20 protein-coding genes, 1 tRNA gene and 2 pseudogenes are annotated in these 19,067 nt (G+C 61.4%); 16 read left to right on the top strand and 7 right to left on the bottom strand.

The features are described 5' to 3' along the window. Window positions 1-117, bottom strand: a pseudogene (locus AC1D2N_RS14680) (rhizopine-binding protein); the annotation flags it as partial. Window positions 118-491: 374 nt separating this feature from the next. On the opposite strand from AC1D2N_RS14680, the gene AC1D2N_RS14675 reads away from it, so the two are divergent. Continuing rightward, a complete protein-coding gene (locus AC1D2N_RS14675; RefSeq protein ID WP_026188557.1) occupies window positions 492-989 on the top strand; it encodes a DUF1993 domain-containing protein in 498 nt (165 codons plus the stop codon). Between the two features lie 28 nt (window positions 990-1,017). On the opposite strand, the gene AC1D2N_RS14670 is transcribed toward AC1D2N_RS14675, so the two are convergent. Together AC1D2N_RS14670 and galE are read right to left on the bottom strand one after the other, a co-directional pair. Then, a complete protein-coding gene (locus AC1D2N_RS14670) occupies window positions 1,018-2,562 on the bottom strand; it encodes an alkaline phosphatase family protein (protein ID WP_130653297.1) in 1,545 nt (514 codons plus the stop codon). After that, a complete protein-coding gene (gene galE, locus AC1D2N_RS14665) occupies window positions 2,540-3,523 on the bottom strand; it encodes a UDP-glucose 4-epimerase GalE (RefSeq protein ID WP_018517028.1) in 984 nt (327 codons plus the stop codon). Before galE ends, AC1D2N_RS14670 begins: the two co-directional genes overlap by 23 nt. 246 nt (window positions 3,524-3,769) lie before the next feature. On the opposite strand from galE, the gene AC1D2N_RS14660 reads away from it, so the two are divergent. Next, complete coding sequence (locus AC1D2N_RS14660) at window positions 3,770-4,414, top strand: ThuA domain-containing protein (protein WP_028734124.1); 645 nt, start codon at window positions 3,770-3,772, stop codon at window positions 4,412-4,414. A 161-nt stretch (window positions 4,415-4,575) separates the two neighbouring features. Then, entirely contained in the window at window positions 4,576-5,145 is a 570-nt protein-coding gene (locus AC1D2N_RS14655; RefSeq protein ID WP_130653298.1) for a GNAT family N-acetyltransferase, read from the top strand. A gap of 34 nt (window positions 5,146-5,179) precedes the next feature. Here AC1D2N_RS14655 and AC1D2N_RS14650 read toward each other — a convergent pair whose 3' ends face one another. Continuing rightward, a complete protein-coding gene (locus AC1D2N_RS14650; protein ID WP_018448355.1) occupies window positions 5,180-5,434 on the bottom strand; it encodes a DUF2934 domain-containing protein in 255 nt (84 codons plus the stop codon). Window positions 5,435-5,632: 198 nt separating this feature from the next. On the opposite strand from AC1D2N_RS14650, the pseudogene AC1D2N_RS14645 reads away from it, so the two are divergent. After that, window positions 5,633-7,070: pseudogene (locus AC1D2N_RS14645) on the top strand (DUF6880 family protein). A 36-nt stretch (window positions 7,071-7,106) separates the two neighbouring features. Next, the gene (locus AC1D2N_RS14640) at window positions 7,107-7,667 is read left to right on the top strand and encodes a DsbA family protein (protein WP_130653300.1); all 561 of its coding nucleotides are present in this window, start codon (window positions 7,107-7,109) and stop codon (window positions 7,665-7,667) included. Window positions 7,668-7,868: 201 nt separating this feature from the next. Here AC1D2N_RS14640 and AC1D2N_RS14635 read toward each other — a convergent pair. After that, window positions 7,869-7,958: transfer RNA gene (locus AC1D2N_RS14635), tRNA-Ser, on the bottom strand. A 307-nt stretch (window positions 7,959-8,265) separates the two neighbouring features. On the opposite strand from AC1D2N_RS14635, the gene rplU reads away from it, so the two are divergent. The 4 genes from rplU to AC1D2N_RS14615 all read left to right on the top strand — a co-directional run bounded on the left by rplU (window position 8,266) and on the right by AC1D2N_RS14615 (window position 10,253). Continuing rightward, on the top strand, window positions 8,266-8,583 hold the full coding sequence (rplU, locus tag AC1D2N_RS14630) for a 50S ribosomal protein L21 (RefSeq protein ID WP_003543907.1): 318 nt from the start codon (window positions 8,266-8,268) through the stop codon (window positions 8,581-8,583). 33 nt (window positions 8,584-8,616) lie between these two features. Beyond that, window positions 8,617-8,886: a 50S ribosomal protein L27 gene (rpmA, locus tag AC1D2N_RS14625; protein ID WP_003567620.1), complete on the top strand. Its 270-nt coding sequence runs from the start codon at window positions 8,617-8,619 to the stop codon at window positions 8,884-8,886. A gap of 126 nt (window positions 8,887-9,012) precedes the next feature. Then, window positions 9,013-9,669 carry a GNAT family N-acetyltransferase gene (locus tag AC1D2N_RS14620; protein WP_017966066.1) on the top strand — a complete coding sequence of 219 codons (657 nt, stop codon included), beginning with the start codon at window positions 9,013-9,015 and terminating at the stop codon, window positions 9,667-9,669. Beyond that, entirely contained in the window at window positions 9,666-10,253 is a 588-nt protein-coding gene (locus AC1D2N_RS14615) for a GNAT family N-acetyltransferase (RefSeq protein ID WP_130653301.1), read from the top strand. Before AC1D2N_RS14620 ends, AC1D2N_RS14615 begins: the two co-directional genes overlap by 4 nt. Before the next feature lie 33 nt (window positions 10,254-10,286). On the opposite strand, the gene AC1D2N_RS14610 is transcribed toward AC1D2N_RS14615, so the two are convergent. After that, window positions 10,287-11,153 (bottom strand): endonuclease/exonuclease/phosphatase family protein, encoded by an 867-nt coding sequence (locus AC1D2N_RS14610; protein WP_115157076.1) that lies wholly within the window; start codon window positions 11,151-11,153, stop codon window positions 10,287-10,289. An 84-nt stretch (window positions 11,154-11,237) separates the two neighbouring features. On the opposite strand from AC1D2N_RS14610, the gene obgE reads away from it, so the two are divergent. The 7 genes from obgE (at window position 11,238) to modC (ending at window position 18,592) form a co-directional block, all read left to right on the top strand. Beyond that, on the top strand, window positions 11,238-12,314 hold the full coding sequence (gene obgE / locus AC1D2N_RS14605) for a GTPase ObgE (protein ID WP_112905555.1): 1,077 nt from the start codon (window positions 11,238-11,240) through the stop codon (window positions 12,312-12,314). Then, entirely contained in the window at window positions 12,301-13,470 is a 1,170-nt protein-coding gene (gene proB, locus AC1D2N_RS14600; protein ID WP_130653302.1) for a glutamate 5-kinase, read from the top strand. The genes obgE and proB overlap by 14 nt, the downstream gene beginning before the upstream one ends. Continuing rightward, window positions 13,463-14,746 (top strand): glutamate-5-semialdehyde dehydrogenase, encoded by a 1,284-nt coding sequence (locus tag AC1D2N_RS14595; RefSeq protein WP_130653303.1) that lies wholly within the window; start codon window positions 13,463-13,465, stop codon window positions 14,744-14,746. Before proB ends, AC1D2N_RS14595 begins: the two co-directional genes overlap by 8 nt. After that, window positions 14,721-15,383: a nicotinate-nucleotide adenylyltransferase gene (locus AC1D2N_RS14590; RefSeq protein ID WP_028734117.1), complete on the top strand. Its 663-nt coding sequence runs from the start codon at window positions 14,721-14,723 to the stop codon at window positions 15,381-15,383. The genes AC1D2N_RS14595 and AC1D2N_RS14590 overlap by 26 nt, the downstream gene beginning before the upstream one ends. 526 nt (window positions 15,384-15,909) lie before the next feature. Next, window positions 15,910-16,701, top strand: a complete 792-nt coding sequence (gene modA / locus AC1D2N_RS14585) for a molybdate ABC transporter substrate-binding protein (RefSeq protein WP_130653304.1) — start codon at window positions 15,910-15,912, stop codon at window positions 16,699-16,701. A 125-nt stretch (window positions 16,702-16,826) separates the two neighbouring features. After that, window positions 16,827-17,528 carry a molybdate ABC transporter permease subunit gene (gene modB / locus AC1D2N_RS14580; protein WP_130653305.1) on the top strand — a complete coding sequence of 234 codons (702 nt, stop codon included), beginning with the start codon at window positions 16,827-16,829 and terminating at the stop codon, window positions 17,526-17,528. Continuing rightward, window positions 17,525-18,592 (top strand): molybdenum ABC transporter ATP-binding protein, encoded by a 1,068-nt coding sequence (modC, locus tag AC1D2N_RS14575; protein WP_130653306.1) that lies wholly within the window; start codon window positions 17,525-17,527, stop codon window positions 18,590-18,592. The genes modB and modC overlap by 4 nt, the downstream gene beginning before the upstream one ends. Here modC and AC1D2N_RS14570 read toward each other — a convergent pair whose 3' ends face one another. Beyond that, complete coding sequence (locus AC1D2N_RS14570; RefSeq protein ID WP_018244112.1) at window positions 18,593-18,970, bottom strand: winged helix-turn-helix domain-containing protein; 378 nt, start codon at window positions 18,968-18,970, stop codon at window positions 18,593-18,595. Window positions 18,971-19,067 lie beyond the last annotated feature (97 nt).

The following is a 19,067-nucleotide window of genomic DNA, read 5'->3' as shown; positions in this document are numbered from 1 at the left end:
ACGCAGAACCGTCAGGAAATTGTCGTCGAATTTCGCCATCGAGACGCCGACAGTTTCCGCGTGAGCCGTCGTCGACATGACGAGCGCCATCGCAGTGCCCAGGATAAACTTTTTCATTTTACTTCCTCCACAAAGCGGTGCCCGGCTGCACCCTCCTCACGCCGGAACTCCAGGCATTTGCTCTGAAGCCGCAATTCCCCGCGCCACCTCTCCCGCGGCGCTCCACAAAAACGGAACAAACAAACCGTCAAATCCGCTCTGCGGAATATTCATTCCATTTTCTGGGAGCGGCGTCAAGTATCTTTAGCGGCGTCAAGATATGGATGAGAGCGCAATGCCATGCGGGCTTCAGGACCGAGGCCCGCATTGCCGGTGTTGTGAAAGACGAAACGAGCATCCATCTATGCAGGGTCGAAGACAGGCTCACGGCCGCAGACGCCTTCGACCTCTCGCCGCGACCCAATCATTTGAAGATTTTGGAGACAGGACAGATGTCCATTTCGATGTATCGCCTCACCGTTCCGATGTTCCAGCGCGGTCTCGCCAGCCTGAAAACCTACCTCGACAAGGCCGAAGCCTATGCGAAGGAAAAGAATATTGATCCCGTCATATTGGTCACCGCTCGCCTTGCGCCCGACATGCTGCCGCTCTCCGGCCAGTATCAGCGCGCCAGCGACACCGCCAAATTTGCGCTCGCCCGCCTGACGGCGACCGACGCCCCGAAGTTCGAGGACAACGAAACGACGTTCGACGACCTGCGTGAGCGCCTGGCAAAGACCGAAGCCTATCTCGCCGGCTTCTCGGCGGAAGCACTGGAAGGCACCCAAACCCGCCAGATCACCCTGCCGGGAAAGAGTGGTATCGTGCTGCCGGGTGACGAATACATCGCCACCTTCGCCCTGCCGAACTTCTACTTCCACGTCGCGACGGCCCACGCCATCCTGCGTAGCCAGGGTGCTCCGATCGGCAAGCGCGATTATCTCGGCTGAACCCTAGTTCGGCTCGGCTAGACTAACATCAGGGCCGGTGGGTCACCGGCCCTCTTTCCGTCAGTTCGGTATAAGCGAGCGTCTGATCGAGATGCCGTGCTCGGAGCGACAGCAGCTTCTCGGCATAGTCGAGCCTTATCGCCGCATAGGCCGGATCCGCCGCGACATTGTCGAGCTCCATCGGATCATCGGCAAGATTGAAGAGGAGCGGCGGCAATGCGGTAAAATGCACATATTTGAACCGCGCGTCGCGGATCACCGCGAGATTGCATTCATTGGACCGCAGCCGGAAATGCCGCTCGGCCTCGCCATGCGCAATGTCGCGGAAATCGAACTCCCAAAATGCCGCGTCCCGCCAGTTCTGTCCGCTCCCACCCCTGACAAACGGCATGAGCGACCTGCCATCGAGCCCGTTCGTCGCGTCGACGCCGAGCCTTTGGCAAAGTGTCGGAAAAATATCGGCAGCGCTGGTGAATTTGTCGACGACCCCACCCGCAGCACTGATTGAGGGATCGCGAATGACAAGCGGAATATGATAGCTGCCGTCGAAGAAGCCGCCCTTGCCGAGCGTCCAGTGATCGCCCGCCATCTCGGCGTGGTCGGAGGTGAAGACAACAAGCGTATCGTCCCAGGCATCCGCATCCTTGAGGGCCTGCCAGATACGGCCGAGCTGCGCATCGACCTCTGATATCATGCCGTAATAGATCGCCCGGATCGCAGCGAAATCCTCGCCGTTCCAGTCGCTGAGCGGCCCCGTTGCACCGTGAATGAAGCTGCCCTTGTCGGAGCGTGGCATGGCATAGGCGAGGTAGGGATGACTGTCATGTTCGGCTTCGCAGTTTGCCGCGCGCGCAAAAACCGGCCCGTCCCCCGGCTTGAACATTCGGTTGAACGGCTCCGGCACGGAGAACGGCGGATGCGGACGCAAGAAGGAGACATGCGCAAACCACGGCCTGTCCTGTTCGCCCACCCAGCGAATGAACTCGCCGGCCAGGAAAGCCGTCTGGGTCTCGTCGCGCGAATAGGCCGGCGCTGCATTTGAAATTTCTCCCGCTCCCGCACCGACGGGAATGTGAATATCGCGGCTGACGGCATCGGCATGGCCGCGGGACCGTAGCCAGGAGAGCCATTGTCTTTCGTGCTCGGGCAGAAGCTGGCGGGCCGTAAAACCCGGCAGCACGCCTTCGTAGGTCGTCAGATGCGGATCGCCGGCATCCATCCCGCGCGGATCGGGCGCCGTATCCGTGTAACCGAACAGCGTCGGGTCATATCCCGCCCGCCGGGCCGCCAGCGCCAGATTGTCAAAGCGGGCATCGAGCGGCGAACCGTTACGGCAGACGCGGTGGTTCATTTGATAGAGGCCGGTATAGAGCGTGGCCCGCGCCGGCGAGCAGGGTGCCGCGCCGGCATAGTGCCGCCGGAAGAGCGTGCCTTCCCGCGCCAGCGCATCGACACCAGGCGTCTTTACACAGGCGTGACCGACGGCTGACAGGCAATCGCCGCGCCACTGATCCGCCGTGATCAGCAGGACGTTCGGCCGGCGCGCCTTCTCAATGCTGGTTGGATTTTGCATGCCAATCCCAGGCGGAGCGGATGATCTCAGACAGATCATACTGCGGCACCCAGCCGAGCACGTCGCGCGCCTTGTCGTTATTGGCCACCAGCGTGTGCGAATCGCCTTCGCGCCGGCCGATATATTCGACCGGGAAAGGCCGGTTCGACACTTCTTCGATCGCGCCGAGCAATTCCTTCACCGTCGTGCCGGTGCCGGTGCCGAGGTTGAGCGCAACGGAATCGCCGCCCTTCAGCAGATATTCGACGGCGCGCACATGCGCATCGGCGAGATCCAGCACATGGATATAGTCGCGCACACAGGTGCCGTCGCGTGTCTCGTAATCGCTGCCGAACACCTTGAAGCCTTGGCGGCGGCCGAGTGCCGCGTCGATCGCCAGGGGTATCGCATGCGTTTCCGGCTGGTGCCATTCGCCGATCCGGCCCTCAAAATCGGCGCCGGCCGCATTGAAATAGCGCAGCACCACCGAGCGCAGGCTCCTGTACTGGTCGTAATCGGCAAGCGCCTGTTCGACGATATATTTCGTTCGCCCGTAGGGATTGATCGGCACCTGCCGATGGGTCTCGTCGAGCGGCACGCTCTGCGGCAGGCCGTAAGTGGCGCAGGTCGAGGAGAAGACGAAGGCGTTGATGCCGGCCGCTTGTGCCGCCGAAAGCAGCGTCAACGTGCCGATCACATTGTTCTCGTAGAAGGAAACCGGATCCTTGACCGATTCGCCGACTTCGATCAGCGCGGCGAAATGCAGGATCGCCGCCGGCTTGTGCTTGGCCAGCACCTCATCCAGCCGGGCGCGGTCGCGAATATCGCCCTCTTCGGCCGGCCCCCATCTGACAAACTCGCGATGACCGTTCGAAAAATTGTCGAAGACGACAGGCCTATAGCCCTTGTTCGCCAGGTCGAGGCACGTATGCGAGCCGATATAGCCGGCGCCGCCGACGACAAGAACCGTTTCACCTGCCATACACCACCCTATTGTTCACGAGAGATGGGAGAAGCCTAAACGAGATACACGTCAATAAAAAGAAGGAACTGCGATCGGCGCAAACGGACAATACGTCAAATGCCGAAGCCGCCCGTCCGGGCGATGTGTGCCGGACCCGCAATATTCATGAATTATTCGCGTGATTTGCATAACCGCGCGATCTAAGGGGCTTCTACCACCATGTGATGATCAACGGTCTGCAGCCATCAGGCAGGGAGAGCGCGAATGAGGAAGGCATTGGTCGTTTGGGGCGGCTGGCAAGGTCATGAACCGGAGCAATGCGCTCATATCGTCGCCGACCTTCTGCGCGAGGACGATTTTGCGGTCGAGGTAACCGGCGATCTCGGCATTTTCGGATCTCCAACGCTGGCGAAGGCCGATCTGCTGGTGCCCATCATTACCGGCGAAACGCTCGAAAAGCCTCATGCTAGCGCCCTCGTCGAAGCGGTGCGCGGCGGGCTCGGGCTTGCCGGCCATCACGGCGCACTCGCCACATCCTTCAAGGAGAGCGCGCCTTTCCGTTATGTCTCCGGCGTCACTTGGGTCGCCCATCCCGGCAATATCATCGACTTCCGCGTCGCCGTCACCCGCCAGGACGATCCCGTCATGGAGGGCATTCCCGACTTCGACTATCGTTCGGAGCAATATTATCTCCACTATGATCCCACAGTCGAAATCCTTGCGACCACCACCTTCACCGGCGCCTACGATCCGGCAGCCCGCAATGTCGTGATGCCCGTCGCCTTCAAGCGTCATTTCGGTGCCGGCCGCATCTTCTATTCCGCCCTCGGCCATGTCGCAGCCGAATTCGATCATCCCTACATGCCCCTCATCCTGCGGCGTGGTCTGAGCTGGGCCGCACGCCAGTAGCGTCAGGGCGAGCCGCACGCCGGCGAATGCCGACCGGCGGCGACAACCGGACGACGTCGGCCGCTAAAGAATAAGCATTTCAAGCTGGTGGGCCGCCGCGGCTGATCGGCCGGCACGGGCGACTGCTTGCCGATCACCCGCCCGCGCCATAATTTGCCCGGATGCAGGATCGCTTCTCTTTCTTCCCCGCAACCACCGACCGCCTGGCCGATATCGAAGCGGTCTTCGACGATTGCGCCGACGGCCGGAATTGTCGCTGCGCCTACTGGTATCGACCGAATGCCGACTACAAGGCAGGATGGGGCGAGGGAAATCGCAACTGGTTCCGAAGCCTCGTCGCCGAACGGCGCCCGCCCGGTATTCTCGGTTATCACGAGAATGAACCGGCCGGATGGTGCGGTGTCGCGCCACGCGCCGTATTCGACCGGCTGCGCCGTTCAAAACCCTTTGCGCCGGTGGATGACAAGCCGGTCTGGTCGATCAATTGCTTCATCGTCCGCAAGCCGTTCCGGCGGCAGGGTCTGTCGCGATTGTTATTGAAACACGCCGTCGAATTCGTAAGCGCGAACGGCGCCGAATGTCTCGAAGCCTACCCTGTCGATCAGGCAGCCCGTGCTTCGAACGGAGCCGAGCTTTATCCGGGAACGCTGTCGATGTTTCTGGATGCCGGTTTCGTCGAGGTGGCAAGACGCCTGCCGGCAAGGCCGATCGTCCGCCTGGAATGCCGCTGAATATTTCGGCAACCCAGAGATTGAAAAATACGGCCTAGCGAGCCGCCTTGATCTGCCGGTCGTTCTCAACGGCGGGCGCCGCCTCGTCATAGATCCGCATCAGCCGCCCGGCTGCCTTCAGCTTCTCGATGAGATCGTTTCCATCAGGCGAGGCCTTCGTCAGCTCCAGCTGCTCGAACTCCCTCAGCGCCTGCGCCCAATGGCTTTCCCCACGCCCATCCGGCCTGCCTTCCGATTCCCATAGTGAATAAGCGCGCTGGCTGACCCAGGCGTCTTTATTATGACTCATAATCAACCCCAGCGAGAAATTTGGAAGCAATATTCGACAGGCAACAAGGTGCCAAAACCGGCTTTAGGAGTCGTTACGAGGCAGCGTTAGTTTTTAGCTAATAGCGAGGCACAGAGGATTATCCCTGTGCACATTCCCGGACCTTGGCCTCGTACCGCCTGCAGGGTAGGGTCATCGCAGAAACGACAGCGATGACCGATGGCAGCCAAGACAACACTCAATGCGAAGAATCTTGAATCCCTTGGTGCGCAGCGCCTTGCCGAGCTGCTGGTCGAGATCAGCATGGGCAGTGCTGCCCACAAGCGACGGCTTCGAATGGAGCTTGCCGGCAATCACGGCAGCGCCGAGGTCGCGCGTGAGGTACGAAAACGGCTTGCCAGCATCGCCCGCGCTCGCACCCTCATCAACTGGCGCAAAGTGAAGGCGCTGAAGAGCGACCTGGAAACGCAGCGCAAGACGATCACAGAGACGGTTGCCGCCGATGATCCCCAGGAGGCTTTCGAACTGATATGGCAGTTCCTCGCCCTGGCGAATTCGATCTTTGAGAGATCCAACGAGAGCAGCGGTTCTGTCATCCAAAGTTTTCATCAGGCTTGCGAGGATGCTGCCGCAATCGCCGCGTCCGCCAAGATCGACGCCAATGTCCTGGCCGAGAAGGTGTTCAAAGCCGTGCAAGACGATGGTTACGGCCAGTACGACAACCTGATTGCGGCGATGGCGCCAGCTCTCGGCAAGGATGGTCTCGATTGCCTGAAAACCCTCTTCATCCAATGGTCCAAGGAGCCGAAAGACAAGCCGGCGGAGGACAAGCGCGAGATCATCGGCTGGGGCGGCGCAGGCCCCCTTTACGAAGATGAGATCGACGGCACTCAGCGAGACCTGACGGTGCGCATAGCCTTGCAGGAAATTGCCGACGCCCAGGGCGATGTTGATGCCTACATTGGCCAACACCCCGAGGATGCGCGCAAGGCGCCGATGATAGCTGCCGACATCGCCAATCGTCTGCTCTCGGCCGGTCGGGCGAAGGAAGCGCTTGAGACGTTGGATGAGGCCGACAGGAGAGGCTGGGCCGACATGCCATTCGAATGGCAGCGCGCGCGCGTTGAGACGCTCGAGGCCCTGGGGCGTGCAGCGGAGGCGCAGACCTATAGATGGACATGTTTCGAGCAGTCGCTGCATGGCGAGCACCTCAAGGCTTTCCTCAAGCGGCTGCCCGATTTCGACGATCTTGAGGCCGAGGAGAAGGCATTTGTCCATGTTCGGGCTTTTCCTGACGTCCACCAGGCACTTGCGTTTTTTCTCAACTGGCCGGCGCCTGCCGAGGCGGCAAAACTTGTAGCGAGCAGGAAGGCGGAACTGGATGGCAATCTCTATGAGCTGATGACGCTGGCGGCCGAAGCTCTGGCGGAGAAACATCCGCTCGCGGCCACCATTGTCTTGCGCTCCATGATCGATTTCGCGCTCGATAGCGGCCGGTCCGGCCGCTATAAGCATGCGGCGAGGCATCTGGCGGACTGTGCATCCTTTGCGCCTCATTATCGATGACTTCGGCAACACTCGATCCCATGACCTCTATGTCGCGGAACTCAAACGTCGGCACGGCAAGAAGCATGGCTTCTGGAGCCTGGTGACCTAAGTTGCTCCGGATACCTTACCCTCAGAGAGGAATTCCATGACGACCACTTCCTGGCATGCAGATCCGCTGACTTGGGGCACTGGACCCCGCATCTTCGAAGCCTTTCTGGAGCCGACTTGCCCCTACTCGGTCAGAGCGTTCAACAAGTTCGACGAATTGCTCGGCCAGGCCGGCGAGGACAAGATCACCGTGAAGATCCGCCTGCAGTCGCAACCTTGGCATATGTATTCGGGCGTCCTCGTCCGCTGCATCATCGCAGCCTCAACGTTGGAAGGCGGCAAGCAGACAGCAAAGAAAGTGATGGCCGCCATTGCAGCCCATCGCGAGGAGTTCGAATTCGAGCGTCACGCCGGCGGCCCGAATATGGATGTGACGCCGAACCAGATCATCGAGCGCCTGGAAGGCTACAGCGGCGTCAAGCTGAAAGAAGCCTTCGCAATCCCGGATCTCGACCGGGAGATCAAGTGGCACTGCAAATATGCCCGGCAGAACGGCATCCACGTCTCGCCGACCTTCATGATAGATGGGCTGGTGCAGGCAGATATGAGCAGCGGTGATGAGGTTGGAGTCTGGGTGAAGAAGGCGCTGGGTAACTGACGAGATCCCGCACTAAGAGCCACCCGTATATTTGTCTCCTGCCTGTTTCGCTCAATGGATATCGGGCAGAATCAGCGCAAGCAAAGCGCGATGTTTTGATTCGGGAACGGCTCTGGTGCGGCCTTGGAATGCATGCGATTCTGACCGCCGGTCACGGCAATCTCCCGGTAATCTCAAACGTTAATAATCCCGGGAAATTTATGGCGGAGAGGGTGGGATTTGAACCCACGATACCCTTGCAGGTATGCCGCATTTCGAGTGCGGTGCATTCGACCACTCTGCCACCTCTCCGCGGTCTGGTCGGCGCTTGTTCGGCGCGGGCGTTCTCATAACGGGCAAATGACAGGCTGGCAAGCCGAAAAGTCGAACCATTCCATCCTTTTGCCTTGACAGCTTTTTGTCACTCGCGTATCTCGGCTGCGCAATAGGTTTGGAGAAATCCGTGCCTAGCTCGTCCTGCGTTTGCGTGGGGCGCTTCACCGGCAGGAAGAGTTCGAGGATTAGACCTCTGAAATCCCTGCTTAACTTCGACTGATAAAAAGACGGCCACCTTGCTCAATCGGCGAGGAGAGCTGGAACGAACATGAAAGGATAAAAAATGTTCGCAGTCATCAAGACCGGCGGTAAACAGTACCGTGTGGCAGCCAACGACGTGCTGACCATCGAAAAGCTGGAAGCCACCGCTGGCGATTCCATTGAATTCACCGAAGTGCTCGTGATCGGCGAAGGCGCCGACGCTGCGATCGGTGCGCCCTTCGTAACCGGCGCCTCTGTCAAGGCAGAAGTCGTCGAACAGAACCGCGGCAAGAAGGTCATCGCCTTCAAGAAGCGCCGCCGTCAGAATTCGAAGCGTTCGCGCGGCCATCGTCAGCATCACACGGTCGTCCGTATCACGGACATCGTGGCTGCCAAGTAAGATCAACGGGACAAGGTTTAAAGGAGAACTCCAATGGCACACAAAAAAGCTGGCGGTTCCTCGCGCAACGGTCGCGATTCCGAATCCAAGCGCCTTGGCGTGAAGAAGTTCGGCGGCGAAGCCGTCATCGCAGGCAACATCCTCGTGCGTCAGCGCGGGACGCAGTGGCATCCGGGTTCCAACGTCGGCCTCGGCAAGGATCACACGATTTTTGCACTTACCGCCGGCAATGTGAACTACCGAACGAAGGCCAACGGTCGCGTCTACGTGTCTGTCATGCCGAAAGCGGAAGCAGCGGAATAAGCCGGTAGCGCTCAAAAACAGCCGGCGTCTCATCGACCCGGCTGGCCGTATCAGGTTCAGTCTAGAAAACAGGGGAGATGGGGCGCCATCTCCCCTTTTTCTTTACCCCTCAAGGAGGACTGAACCATGCAAGGCGAATTGTTAAGGGCAGACCAATCACGGTCTCCCCGGGAAGACCAGCGGTCTTCCGAAGAACGGCTGAGGCCGGAACGGTTAAGGACCGATTGCCCTGTCTTGTTATCGGAAAGGCTCGTCATGCGCGCGCCCCACGAAGAAGACATCGACGCCCTTGCCCATCTCGCCAACAACGCCAAAGTCGCCACCATGGTATCGCGTATGCCGCACCCTTATACCGCCGATGATGCTGCTGACTTCGTGCGTCGCACGAAAAATGGCGATATTGGCAAGTGCGTCTATGCGATCACCAAGGCTGAAAACGGCGCCTTTATCGGCTGCTGCGGCGTCGAGCCGCATGCGGACGGCAGAACCGTCGAGATCGGTTACTGGCTGGGCGAGCCCTATTGGAACAAGGGTTATACGACCGAGGCCTGCCATGCCCTGGTCGATATGGTGTTCAGAACCCGTCAGGACGTCGATCAGATCGATGCCCGTTGCCGGGTAATGAATGTCGCCTCGCGCCGCGTCATCCAGAAGTGCGGCTTCCAGTTCCAGGGATCGGGGCTCGCCGCCTCGCTGGCGCTCGGCAGTAACGTGCCGGTCGAATGGTACAGGCTCGACCGCAAGACCTGGATGTCCCTCCGAAGCTGGGGGAACATCGCATGAGCACGACTGCGCTGCAAAGGCCGGAGGTCAAGCCGATGATGCCCGGCCCTGCGCCGGTTATCTCGACCGCCCGGCTGACGCTCCGCCCCCACAGGCTGAGCGATGCGCCTGATATCGCGGAATCGCTTTCCGATTTCGCGGTCACGCGCATGCTGTCCCGCGTACCCGCGCCGTTCGACCGGCAGGATGCGCTGGACTGGCTGATCCCGGTCACCTCAGGCACCCTGCCCGACTGGCCGTTGGCGATCACCGATAAGGACGATGTCCATATCGGCAACGTCTCGATCGAGCTGCGCCACGGCCGCTGGCACCTCGGCTACTGGCTGAACCGCTATTACTGGCGGCGCGGCTATATGAGCGAGGCGGTAGCGGCGATCATCGAGCGCTTCTCGCGCCGCATGCCGGAGACGCCGATCCATTCCGGCGTCTTCGCCGACAACCCTGCTTCGCTGCGGCTGCAGGAGAAGCTCGGTTTCCACATGACGGGTTGCGGCGAAATCTATTGTTTCGCCCGCAATACGATGGTGTCGCACATCGAAACCGTGCTGCAGCCTGGCATGCTGCAGCCGCGGAAGGTTGCCTGATCAAACGCGAGACGTCGCCGCACCGGCGGCGTCTCAATCAACGATTTCGACCCATAGGGGGAAGTGATCGGAGCCCTCGGATTGCGTATCGATCCGAGCGGATTTCAATCGGCCCTCGAGGCCGCAACTGACGAAGCAATAATCGAGATGCATGCGTTTGCCGTGATCTTCGGGATCCATCCAGCTGTAGCTCCCCGGGCGATAGGCCTCGAGCGCCGCAAAGGCGTCCATCGGCGTGCCGATCCTGGCGACACGTCCATAATATCCGCCGCCAGCACCGGCAAGCGCGCAATATTCCGGCGATTCCGGCTCCATGTTGAAATCACCCATGATAATATAATCCTCCGGCAGCGGCGGCTCCGGCAGATCGAATTCACCACCCCCCGTCAGCGATCCACCCTCCTGGACGAAGGCATTGATATGCGCGTTCAGAAATTGCAGCTGGCGGATGCGCTCATCGGCGGAGACATGGTCGAGATGCACGGAGTAGACGCGGATCGCCCCGCCGGGTGCTGCGATTACCGCTTCGGTTGCGCCGCGCTGCGGGTTGATCTTGCCGATCGTCCGGCTGCGCGGCAGAAGCAGCGTCCGGGTCGAGACAACAGGCCAGCGCGACAGCACCATGTTGCCGAACTGGAAACGGGTGCCCGGCACCGGCTGGAGCCCGCCTTCATCAGCTTCGACATGCATGTCGCAGGCTGGCCCATAGACCCAGAAATAGTCGGGAAAGAAGGCTGCAACATCGGCCACCATGTCGGCAAAACCGTTGCGGGAGAAACCGCGAGTCACCTCCTGCAGCGCGATGACATCGGCTCCCTCGAGGCTCCGGGCAATCCGCGCCAGATCGTATCTGCCGTCGAGACCGAAGCCGTACTGTATGTTATAGCTCGCAAAATTCACGATAATCTTTGACCTCCGTCGGAACCGCCTATATCGAATGGGCCAAGACGGGCCGTCCAACTGCCACTGAATATTGGAAGTAAAATGAAATTTCTCGACGAAGCAAAGGTCTATATCAAGTCCGGGGACGGCGGCGGCGGCAGCGTTTCCTTCCGACGCGAGAAATTCATTGAGTTCGGCGGCCCGGATGGCGGTGACGGCGGGCGCGGCGGCGACGTCTGGGTCGAGGCCGTCAACGGCCTGAACACGCTGATCGATTTCCGCTATCAGCAGCATTTCAAGGCGACGATCGGCACCCATGGCATGGGCAGAAACCGCACCGGCGCCAATGGCAGCGACGTGACGCTCAAGGTTCCGGTCGGCACCCAGATCTTCGAGGAAGATCAGGAAACGCTGATCTGCGACCTGACTGTCGAAGGCCAGCGTTACTGTCTCGCTCATGGCGGCAATGGCGGCTTCGGCAACGCCCATTTCAAGACTTCGGTCAATCAGGCGCCGGATTGGGCCAATCCCGGTCTGCCCGGCGAGGAAAAGACCATCTGGCTGCGCCTGAAGCTGATTGCCGATGCCGGCCTCGTCGGCCTGCCCAATGCCGGCAAGTCGACCTTCCTGGCTGCCGTCACCCGCGCCCGGCCGAAGATCGCCAACTATCCCTTCACCACGCTGCATCCCAATCTCGGCGTCGCCACCATCGACGAGCGCGAATTCATTCTTGCCGACATTCCGGGCCTGATCGAAGGCGCCCATGAAGGGGTCGGCATCGGCGACCGTTTCCTCGGCCATGTCGAGCGCACCCGCGTGCTGCTCCACCTCATCTCCGCCCAGGAAGAAAAGGTCGGCAAGGCATATAAGACGGTCAAGCACGAGCTCGAAGCCTACGGAAACGAGCTGACCGACAAGGCTGAGATCGTGGCGCTGTCGCAGATCGACGTGCTCGACGATGCCGAACTGAAGAAGAAGACCAAGGAATTGGCCAAGGCCTGCGGCAAGACGCCGTTCCAGATTTCGGCCGTCACCGGCAAGGGCATGACCGAGGTGCTGCGCGCGCTGCGCGACATCATCGTCGAAGCCAATACCGAGGAGAAGCCGGCCAAGGTGCCGAAGCTGCGCCATCGCGACATGGTCGTCACCGATGAGGGCGAGGACGATGACCAGCCGTAAGCCGCTTGGCCGCTACCGCCGCATCGTCATCAAGATCGGCTCCGCGCTTCTGGTCGACCGCAAGGCCGGGTTGAAGAAGGCCTGGCTTGACGCCATGTGCACCGATATCTCCGACCTGAAAGCCAAGGGCATCGACGTGCTCGTCGTCTCCTCAGGCGCGATCGCGCTCGGCCGCTCGGTGCTCGACCTGCCCTCGGGTGCGCTGAAGCTGGAAGAAAGCCAGGCTGCGGCGGCCGTCGGCCAGATCGCGCTGGCGCGCGCCTGGTCGGAAAGCCTGTCGCGCGACGAGATCGTCGCCGGCCAGATCCTGCTGACGCTCGGTGATACCGAGGAGCGCCGCCGCTATCTCAATGCGCGCGCCACCATCAATCAGCTCCTGAAGATCGGCGCCGTGCCGATCATCAACGAGAACGACACCGTCGCCACCAGCGAGATCCGCTATGGCGACAACGACCGGCTGGCCGCTCGTGTTGCGACGATGACCGGCGCCGATCTGCTCATCCTTCTCTCCGATATCGACGGCCTCTACACCGCACCACCGCATCTCGATCCAAACGCGACGTTCCTCGAGATGATTGCCGAAATCACCCCCGAGATCGAGGCGATGGCCGGCGGAGCCGCTTCGGAACTTTCGCGCGGCGGCATGCGCACCAAGATCGATGCCGGCAAGATTGCGACGGCATCAGGCTGCGCGATGATCATCGCCTCCGGCAAGACCGACAATCCGCTGTCGGCGATCGAAAACGGCGCGCGTTCCTCCTGGTTCGCGCCATCGGGCACACCGGTTACCGCCCGCAAGACCTGGATTGCCGGGCAGCTGCAGCCGGCCGGCGAACTGCATGTCGATGACGGCGCCGTCGTTGCCCTCGGGGCCGGCAAGAGCCTGCTTCCAGCCGGCGTGCGCAGCGTTTCCGGCCTCTTTAGCCGCGGCGATACGGTGGCGATCATCGGCCCGGCCGGCCGCGAGATCGCCCGCGGCCTGGTAAGCTACGATGCCGACGACGCCCGTCGGATCGCCGGCCGCAAGTCGGCGGAGATCGAGGCCATTCTCGGTTATGCCGGGCGCGCCGCCATGGTCCATCGCGACGACATGGTGATGACCGCACAGGTCGGTTCGAAATCGGAAAGGCAGAAGAAGGACGCGAGCTATGCTTGATACCGTTGCGCCAAGCCCTGACATTGACGTGCTGATGAACGACATCGGCCGCAAGGCAAGGGCTGCAGCACGACCACTGAGCTTTGCGTCCACTGAGGCCAAGAACAGCGCGTTGAATGCCATGGCCGATGCGATCCTGGCGAACAAGGCGCATATTCTTGCCGAGAACGCCAAGGACCTGAAGGGCATCGAAGGCACCGAGATGCTCGCTTCCTTCGTCGACCGGCTGACGCTGAACGACAAGCGCGTTGCCGAAATGGCCGAGGGAATCCGCGCCATCGCAGTCCTTGCCGATCCGGTCGGCGAAGTCATCGCTGCCTGGGACCGGCCGAACGGGCTGAAGATCGAACGGGTCCGCACCCCGCTCGGCGTCATCGGCGTGATCTTCGAAAGCCGGCCGAACGTCACTGCGGATGCCGGCGCCCTCTGCCTCAAGGCGGGCAATGCCGTCATTCTGCGTTGCGGCTCGGATTCGCGCCGTTCATCGCAGGCTATCCATGCCTGCCTGGTCGAGGGTCTGAAGGCGGCGGGACTTCCAGAGCACGCTATCCAGCTCGTGCCGGTCACCGACCGCGCTGCAGTCGGCGCCATGCTGCGCGGCCTCGACGGCGCGATCGACGTCATCGTGCCGCGCGGCGGCAAGAGCCTGGTCGCCCGCGTGCAGAGCGAGGCCCGCGTGCCGGTTTTTGCCCATCTCGAAGGCCTTTGCCACATCTATGTCGATGCCTCGGCCGATATCGAAATGGCGAAGAAGATCGTCGTCAACGCCAAGATGCGGCGCACCGGCATCTGCGGCGCGGCCGAAACCCTGCTCGTCGATGGCGCCGCAATCGGCACGCATCTGACGCCGCTGCTCGAGGTTCTGACCGAGGCCGGCTGCGAAATCCGCGCTTCGCCGACGGTGCTGAAGGTCGCGCCCGGCATGAAGCCCGCGACCGAGGAGGACTGGTCGACGGAATATCTCGACGCGATCATTTCGGTTGCCGTCGTCGACGGCATATCGGGCGCCATCGCCCATATCCAGACATATTCCTCCAACCACACCGAGGCGGTTATCGCCGAGGACCCTGAGGTCGTCGCGCGTTTCTTCACCGAGGTCGATTCGGCGATCCTGCTGCACAACGCCTCGACGCAATTTGCCGATGGCGGCGAGTTCGGCATGGGTGCGGAAATCGGCATCGCCACCGGCAAGATGCATGCCCGTGGGCCCGTCGGTGTCGAACAGCTCACCTCTTTCAAATATCGGGTGCATGGTGCCGGACAGACGCGGCCCTGACGTGACGACCGAGAATGTGGACCGGCACTATCTCCGCATGCCGCACAGCGAGCGCGGGATGGTCGTCGGTCTGTTCGGCGGCTCGTTCAATCCGCCGCATCAGGGCCACGCGCTCGTCGCTGAAATCGCCATCAAGCGGCTCGGCCTCGACCAGCTCTGGTGGATGGTCACACCCGGCAATCCGCTGAAGAGCCGCAACCAGCTCGCTCCGCTTGCCGAGCGCATTGCCGAAAGCGAGCGTGTAGCAGCCGATCCGCGCGTCAAGGTCACCGCCTTCGAACAGACGTTCGGCGTCAGCTACACCGCCAACACGCTTGCCCGCGTCAAGGCGCGTAATCCGCATGTGCATTTCATCTGGATCATGGGCGCAGACAGCCTGCAGACCTTTCACAAATGGCAGAAATGGCAGGAGATTGCCCGCACCTTCCCGATCGCGGTGATCGATCGGCCGGGCGCGACGCTTTCCTTCCTCTCCTCGAAAATGGCCAGGACCTTCGATTTCGCCCGTGTTGACGAGGATGACGCGCGTGTTCTCTGGAAGAAGCGTGCGCCGGCCTGGACCTTCATCCACGGGCCGCGCTCCGGCCTGAGTTCGACGGCAATCCGCAACGGCTCGTCGCACGCCGACGCCGAATAGAGCGCCCCGCGCCCAGCAAGACGCATGCGCCAGCCTGATTTCAGAAGATCCTGGAAACGAGAAAGCCCGACGGGGGAGGAGATCCGTCGGGCTTATAAACTCGATCGACAACTGGGAGGAGGAGTGTTGTCGACCCTATCGAACGGCTATGGGAGGAGGAGAAGCCGTGTCGATGAGTATGTTTTATCATATTCGACAAAAAGGTGAATATCGATTGGTGCATTGCAGCAATGCATAGGATGCAAATCTCGAGGTGAATTTGGCTTCCCCATTGCCGTTTTTATTAGCAAAAATTAAGGAACTGGTCTCGGCGGCCGGGAGTCCTTGCGGTTTGCAAACTGACTCCCAGGTATTTTCACCCTACTGATCTCACTTTCGGAGGAAGCCATGCACCTCACGAATGCGTGAACATCGCGCTGCTGCGAACGCGAGCGCCCAATACGGTTATATTTTCTTGGATATATCCCTAGCCAAGGCGTGTGGCTCGTTATATTCGTCGCAATATTTCGAACCCCGGGGAATAATCATGCAAAACCGTCGCCAATGGATGAAACTGGCAACCGCCGCGATCTCGGCCCTCTGGCTTGGCGCGACAGCGCTTCCGACGCCTGCCGCCGCAGCCGAAAAGCTCACCGTCTTTGCGGCGGCGAGCCTCAAGAATGCGCTCGACGCCGCCAATGCCGCCTGGACAAAGGAAAGCGGCAAGGACGCCGTCGCTTCCTATGCGGCGAGCGGGGCGCTGGCCAAGCAGATCGAAAACGCGGCTCCTGCCGATGTCTTCATCTCGGCCGATCTCGACTGGATGGATTATGTCGCCAAGAAGAGCCTGATCAAGGCCGACACCCGCTCCAACCTGCTCGGCAACAAGATTGTGCTCGTGGCGGAAAAGGACAAGGCAAAGCCGGTCGAGATCAAGCAGGGCTTCGATCTCGCAGGACTGCTCGGTGGCGGCAAGCTTGCCATGGGTGAGCCGAAATCGGTTCCGGCCGGTAAATACGGCATGGCCGCGCTCGAAAGGCTCGGCGTCTGGAAATCGGTCGAAAGCAAGGTCGCCGGCGCCGAAAGCGTGCGCGCCGCCCTTGCCCTCGTCTCGCGCGGCGAAGCGCCTTATGGCATCGTCTATCAGACGGATGCCGCAGCCGATAAGGGTGTCGCCGTCGTCGGCACTTTCCCCGCCGATTCCCACCCGCCGATCATCTATCCGATCGCAATCCTCGCCGAGAGCAAGAACCCGGATGCATCAGCCTATCTCGACTTCCTGAAATCCGACAAGGCGGCCGCCTTCTTCACGGCGCAGGGTTTCACCATCCTGAAGTGATATGGGCCTGAAATGATCTGGGCTTCAAGTGATTGAGGGCTGAAATGATTGCGGAATCGTCGGCCGCAGCTTAGCGTGAGGGCTCGCCTCGGCGAGCCTTCGATTTCCCGGGGAGACCGTAGCATTTGGACATGTTGGGCTTGAGCGATGAGGAATGGACGGCGATCCTGCTCAGCCTGCGCGTCTCGATTGTCGCCATGCTGGCGAGCCTGCCCTTCGGCATCCTCGTCGCCCTGCTGCTTGCACGCGGCCGCTTCTGGGGTAAATCGGTGCTGAACGGCGTCGTTCACTTGCCGCTGATCCTGCCCCCGGTCGTCACCGGTTTTCTTCTCCTCATCCTGTTTGGCCGCCGCGGTCCGATCGGCAGCCTGCTCGACCAGTATTTCGGCATCGTCTTGTCTTTCCGCTGGACGGGTGCTGCACTGGCCTGCGCCATCATGGCCTTTCCGCTGATGGTGCGCAGCATCCGCCTGTCGATCGAGGCGGTCGACCGCAAGCTGGAAGAGGCGGCAGGAACGCTCGGCGCCGGCCCCGTCTGGGTCTTCCTGACGATCACTTTGCCGCTGACTTTGCCCGGCATCATCGCCGGCATGATCCTTTCCTTCGCCAAGGCGATGGGCGAATTCGGCGCGACGATCACCTTCGTCTCCAACATTCCAGGCGAAACCCAGACGCTGTCGTCGGCGATCTATACCTTCACCCAGGTGCCCGGCGGCGATGCCGGCGCGCTCCGCCTGACGCTCGTCGCCATCGTCATTTCCATGGCTGCCCTGCTCGCCTCCGAATTCCTTGCCCGTCTCGCCGGCCGGAGGATCGATCCGGAATGACGCTGATCGTCGAGGCAAAACAGAGGCTCGGGGCCTTTTCGCTCGATGCCGCCTTCACCTCCGAGCGCGGCGTCACCGCGCTGTTCGGCCGCTCCGGCTCCGGCAAGACCTCGATGATCCGCATCATCGCCGGCCTCGCCCGCCCGGACGAAGGGCGCGTCGTCCTCGACGGCGAGCCCCTGACGGAAACCGAAACCGGCATCTTCGTTCCGAAACATCGCCGCCGCTTCGGTTATGTCTTCCAGGAGGCCCGGCTTTTCCCGCATCTCAGCGTTCGCGCCAATCTCTTCTACGGCCGATGGTTCGCGGCGAGAACCGCGCGCGGCGAGAGCTTCGATCACATCGTCGACCTGCTCGGCATCGAGACGCTGCTGGAACGCAGCCCCGCGAAACTCTCAGGCGGCGAGAAGCAGCGCGTCGCCATCGGCCGCGCGCTTCTCTCCTCGCCCCGCCTGCTGTTGATGGACGAGCCGCTCGCCGCCCTCGATGATGCGCGCAAGGCCGAGATCCTGCCTTATCTCCAGCGATTGCGCGACGAAACCGACATCCCGATCGTCTATGTCAGCCATTCGATCGCCGAGGTGGCGCGGCTGGCAAACCAGGTCGTCGTCATGCGCGACGGCAAGGTGGAAGCGACAGGCCCCGCGATCGACATATTGAGCCGCCCCTCCGCCGCCTCCGAGCGGCGCGAGGCGGGCGCGCTGCTGGAAGGCACGGTGGAAAGCTTCGATGCGCTTCACCGCCTGTCGACTATCGCTCTGAAATCCTGCCAGCTCCATATTCCCGGTGCCGCCCTTGCGCCCGGCAAATCGGTCCGCATCCGCATTCCCTCCCGAGATGTCATGCTGGCGACCGCAAGGCCCGAGGGGCTCAGCGCGCTGAATATCCTGGAAGCAAGGATAGAAGCGATGTCGTCGACCGAGGACGGAACGGTGGAAATCCGGCTCGATTGCGGCGGCGATATCATTCTTTCCCGGATCACCACACTGTCCTGCGAGCGTCTGGATCTTCGACTGGGAAGGGCGGTCTTCGCCGTCATCAAGACAGTTGCCCTGGAGGCCTGATCAGCCGCGCTCGCCCTGCTGCAGGTTACGCTTGCCCTCGAGCCAGGCGAGATCTTCGGCAAGGCTGGTGCGCATCGTCCTTTCCATCCGGCGGAAACGCGCCAGCAATTCCTCGCCGAACGGCGTCAGCGCCGCGCCGCCGCCCTTCTGCCCGCCGCGCTGCGATTCCACCACCTGTTCAGAGAACATCCGGTTCATCTCGCTGACCAGCAGCCATGCCCGGCGATAAGACATGTCCATCGCCCGCCCCGCCGCCGAGATCGATCCGGTCTGGCGGATATGCTCCAGCAGTTCCATCTTGCCATGGCCGAGGCGATCCTCATCCGGGAAGCTGATTCGCAGGACGGGCACGAGTGTTTTTGCGGCTGAGTCGGTCATTGAATCTGGAGATCGTGGAATTTGCCGCACTTTACGCTGCGGCATGGAAACTGTACACCGCCCGCACGAGGCCGCCCCGAGCAGCCAAATACTTCAA

The organism is Rhizobium sp. P1_B8 (assembly GCF_056406515.1).
The sequence above is the reverse complement of the archived record's forward strand: the minus strand, read 5'-3'. Positions and strand labels throughout refer to the sequence as shown.

Excerpts from the sequence above, each read along its gene's own strand:
- AC1D2N_RS14650 (WP_018448355.1), bottom strand. The coding sequence starts at position 5,434 with ATGAGTCATAATAAAGACGCCTGGGTCAGCCAGCGCGCTTATTCACTA.
- galE (WP_018517028.1), bottom strand. The coding sequence starts at position 3,523 with ATGGCAGGTGAAACGGTTCTTGTCGTCGGCGGCGCCGGCTATATCGGC.
- proB (WP_130653302.1), top strand. The coding sequence starts at position 12,301 with ATGACCAGCCGTAAGCCGCTTGGCCGCTACCGCCGCATCGTCATCAAG.
- AC1D2N_RS14590 (WP_028734117.1), top strand. The coding sequence starts at position 14,721 with ATGGTGCCGGACAGACGCGGCCCTGACGTGACGACCGAGAATGTGGAC.
- AC1D2N_RS14675 (WP_026188557.1), top strand. The coding sequence starts at position 492 with ATGTCCATTTCGATGTATCGCCTCACCGTTCCGATGTTCCAGCGCGGT.
- AC1D2N_RS14615 (WP_130653301.1), top strand. The coding sequence starts at position 9,666 with ATGAGCACGACTGCGCTGCAAAGGCCGGAGGTCAAGCCGATGATGCCC.
- AC1D2N_RS14660 (WP_028734124.1), top strand. The coding sequence starts at position 3,770 with ATGAGGAAGGCATTGGTCGTTTGGGGCGGCTGGCAAGGTCATGAACCG.
- modA (WP_130653304.1), top strand. The coding sequence starts at position 15,910 with ATGCAAAACCGTCGCCAATGGATGAAACTGGCAACCGCCGCGATCTCG.
- rpmA (WP_003567620.1), top strand. The coding sequence starts at position 8,617 with ATGGCACACAAAAAAGCTGGCGGTTCCTCGCGCAACGGTCGCGATTCC.
- obgE (WP_112905555.1), top strand. The coding sequence starts at position 11,238 with ATGAAATTTCTCGACGAAGCAAAGGTCTATATCAAGTCCGGGGACGGC.
- AC1D2N_RS14655 (WP_130653298.1), top strand. The coding sequence starts at position 4,576 with ATGCAGGATCGCTTCTCTTTCTTCCCCGCAACCACCGACCGCCTGGCC.
- AC1D2N_RS14570 (WP_018244112.1), bottom strand. The coding sequence starts at position 18,970 with ATGACCGACTCAGCCGCAAAAACACTCGTGCCCGTCCTGCGAATCAGC.
- AC1D2N_RS14670 (WP_130653297.1), bottom strand. The coding sequence starts at position 2,562 with ATGCAAAATCCAACCAGCATTGAGAAGGCGCGCCGGCCGAACGTCCTG.
- rplU (WP_003543907.1), top strand. The coding sequence starts at position 8,266 with ATGTTCGCAGTCATCAAGACCGGCGGTAAACAGTACCGTGTGGCAGCC.
- AC1D2N_RS14595 (WP_130653303.1), top strand. The coding sequence starts at position 13,463 with ATGCTTGATACCGTTGCGCCAAGCCCTGACATTGACGTGCTGATGAAC.
- AC1D2N_RS14640 (WP_130653300.1), top strand. The coding sequence starts at position 7,107 with ATGACGACCACTTCCTGGCATGCAGATCCGCTGACTTGGGGCACTGGA.
- AC1D2N_RS14620 (WP_017966066.1), top strand. The coding sequence starts at position 9,013 with ATGCAAGGCGAATTGTTAAGGGCAGACCAATCACGGTCTCCCCGGGAA.
- modC (WP_130653306.1), top strand. The coding sequence starts at position 17,525 with ATGACGCTGATCGTCGAGGCAAAACAGAGGCTCGGGGCCTTTTCGCTC.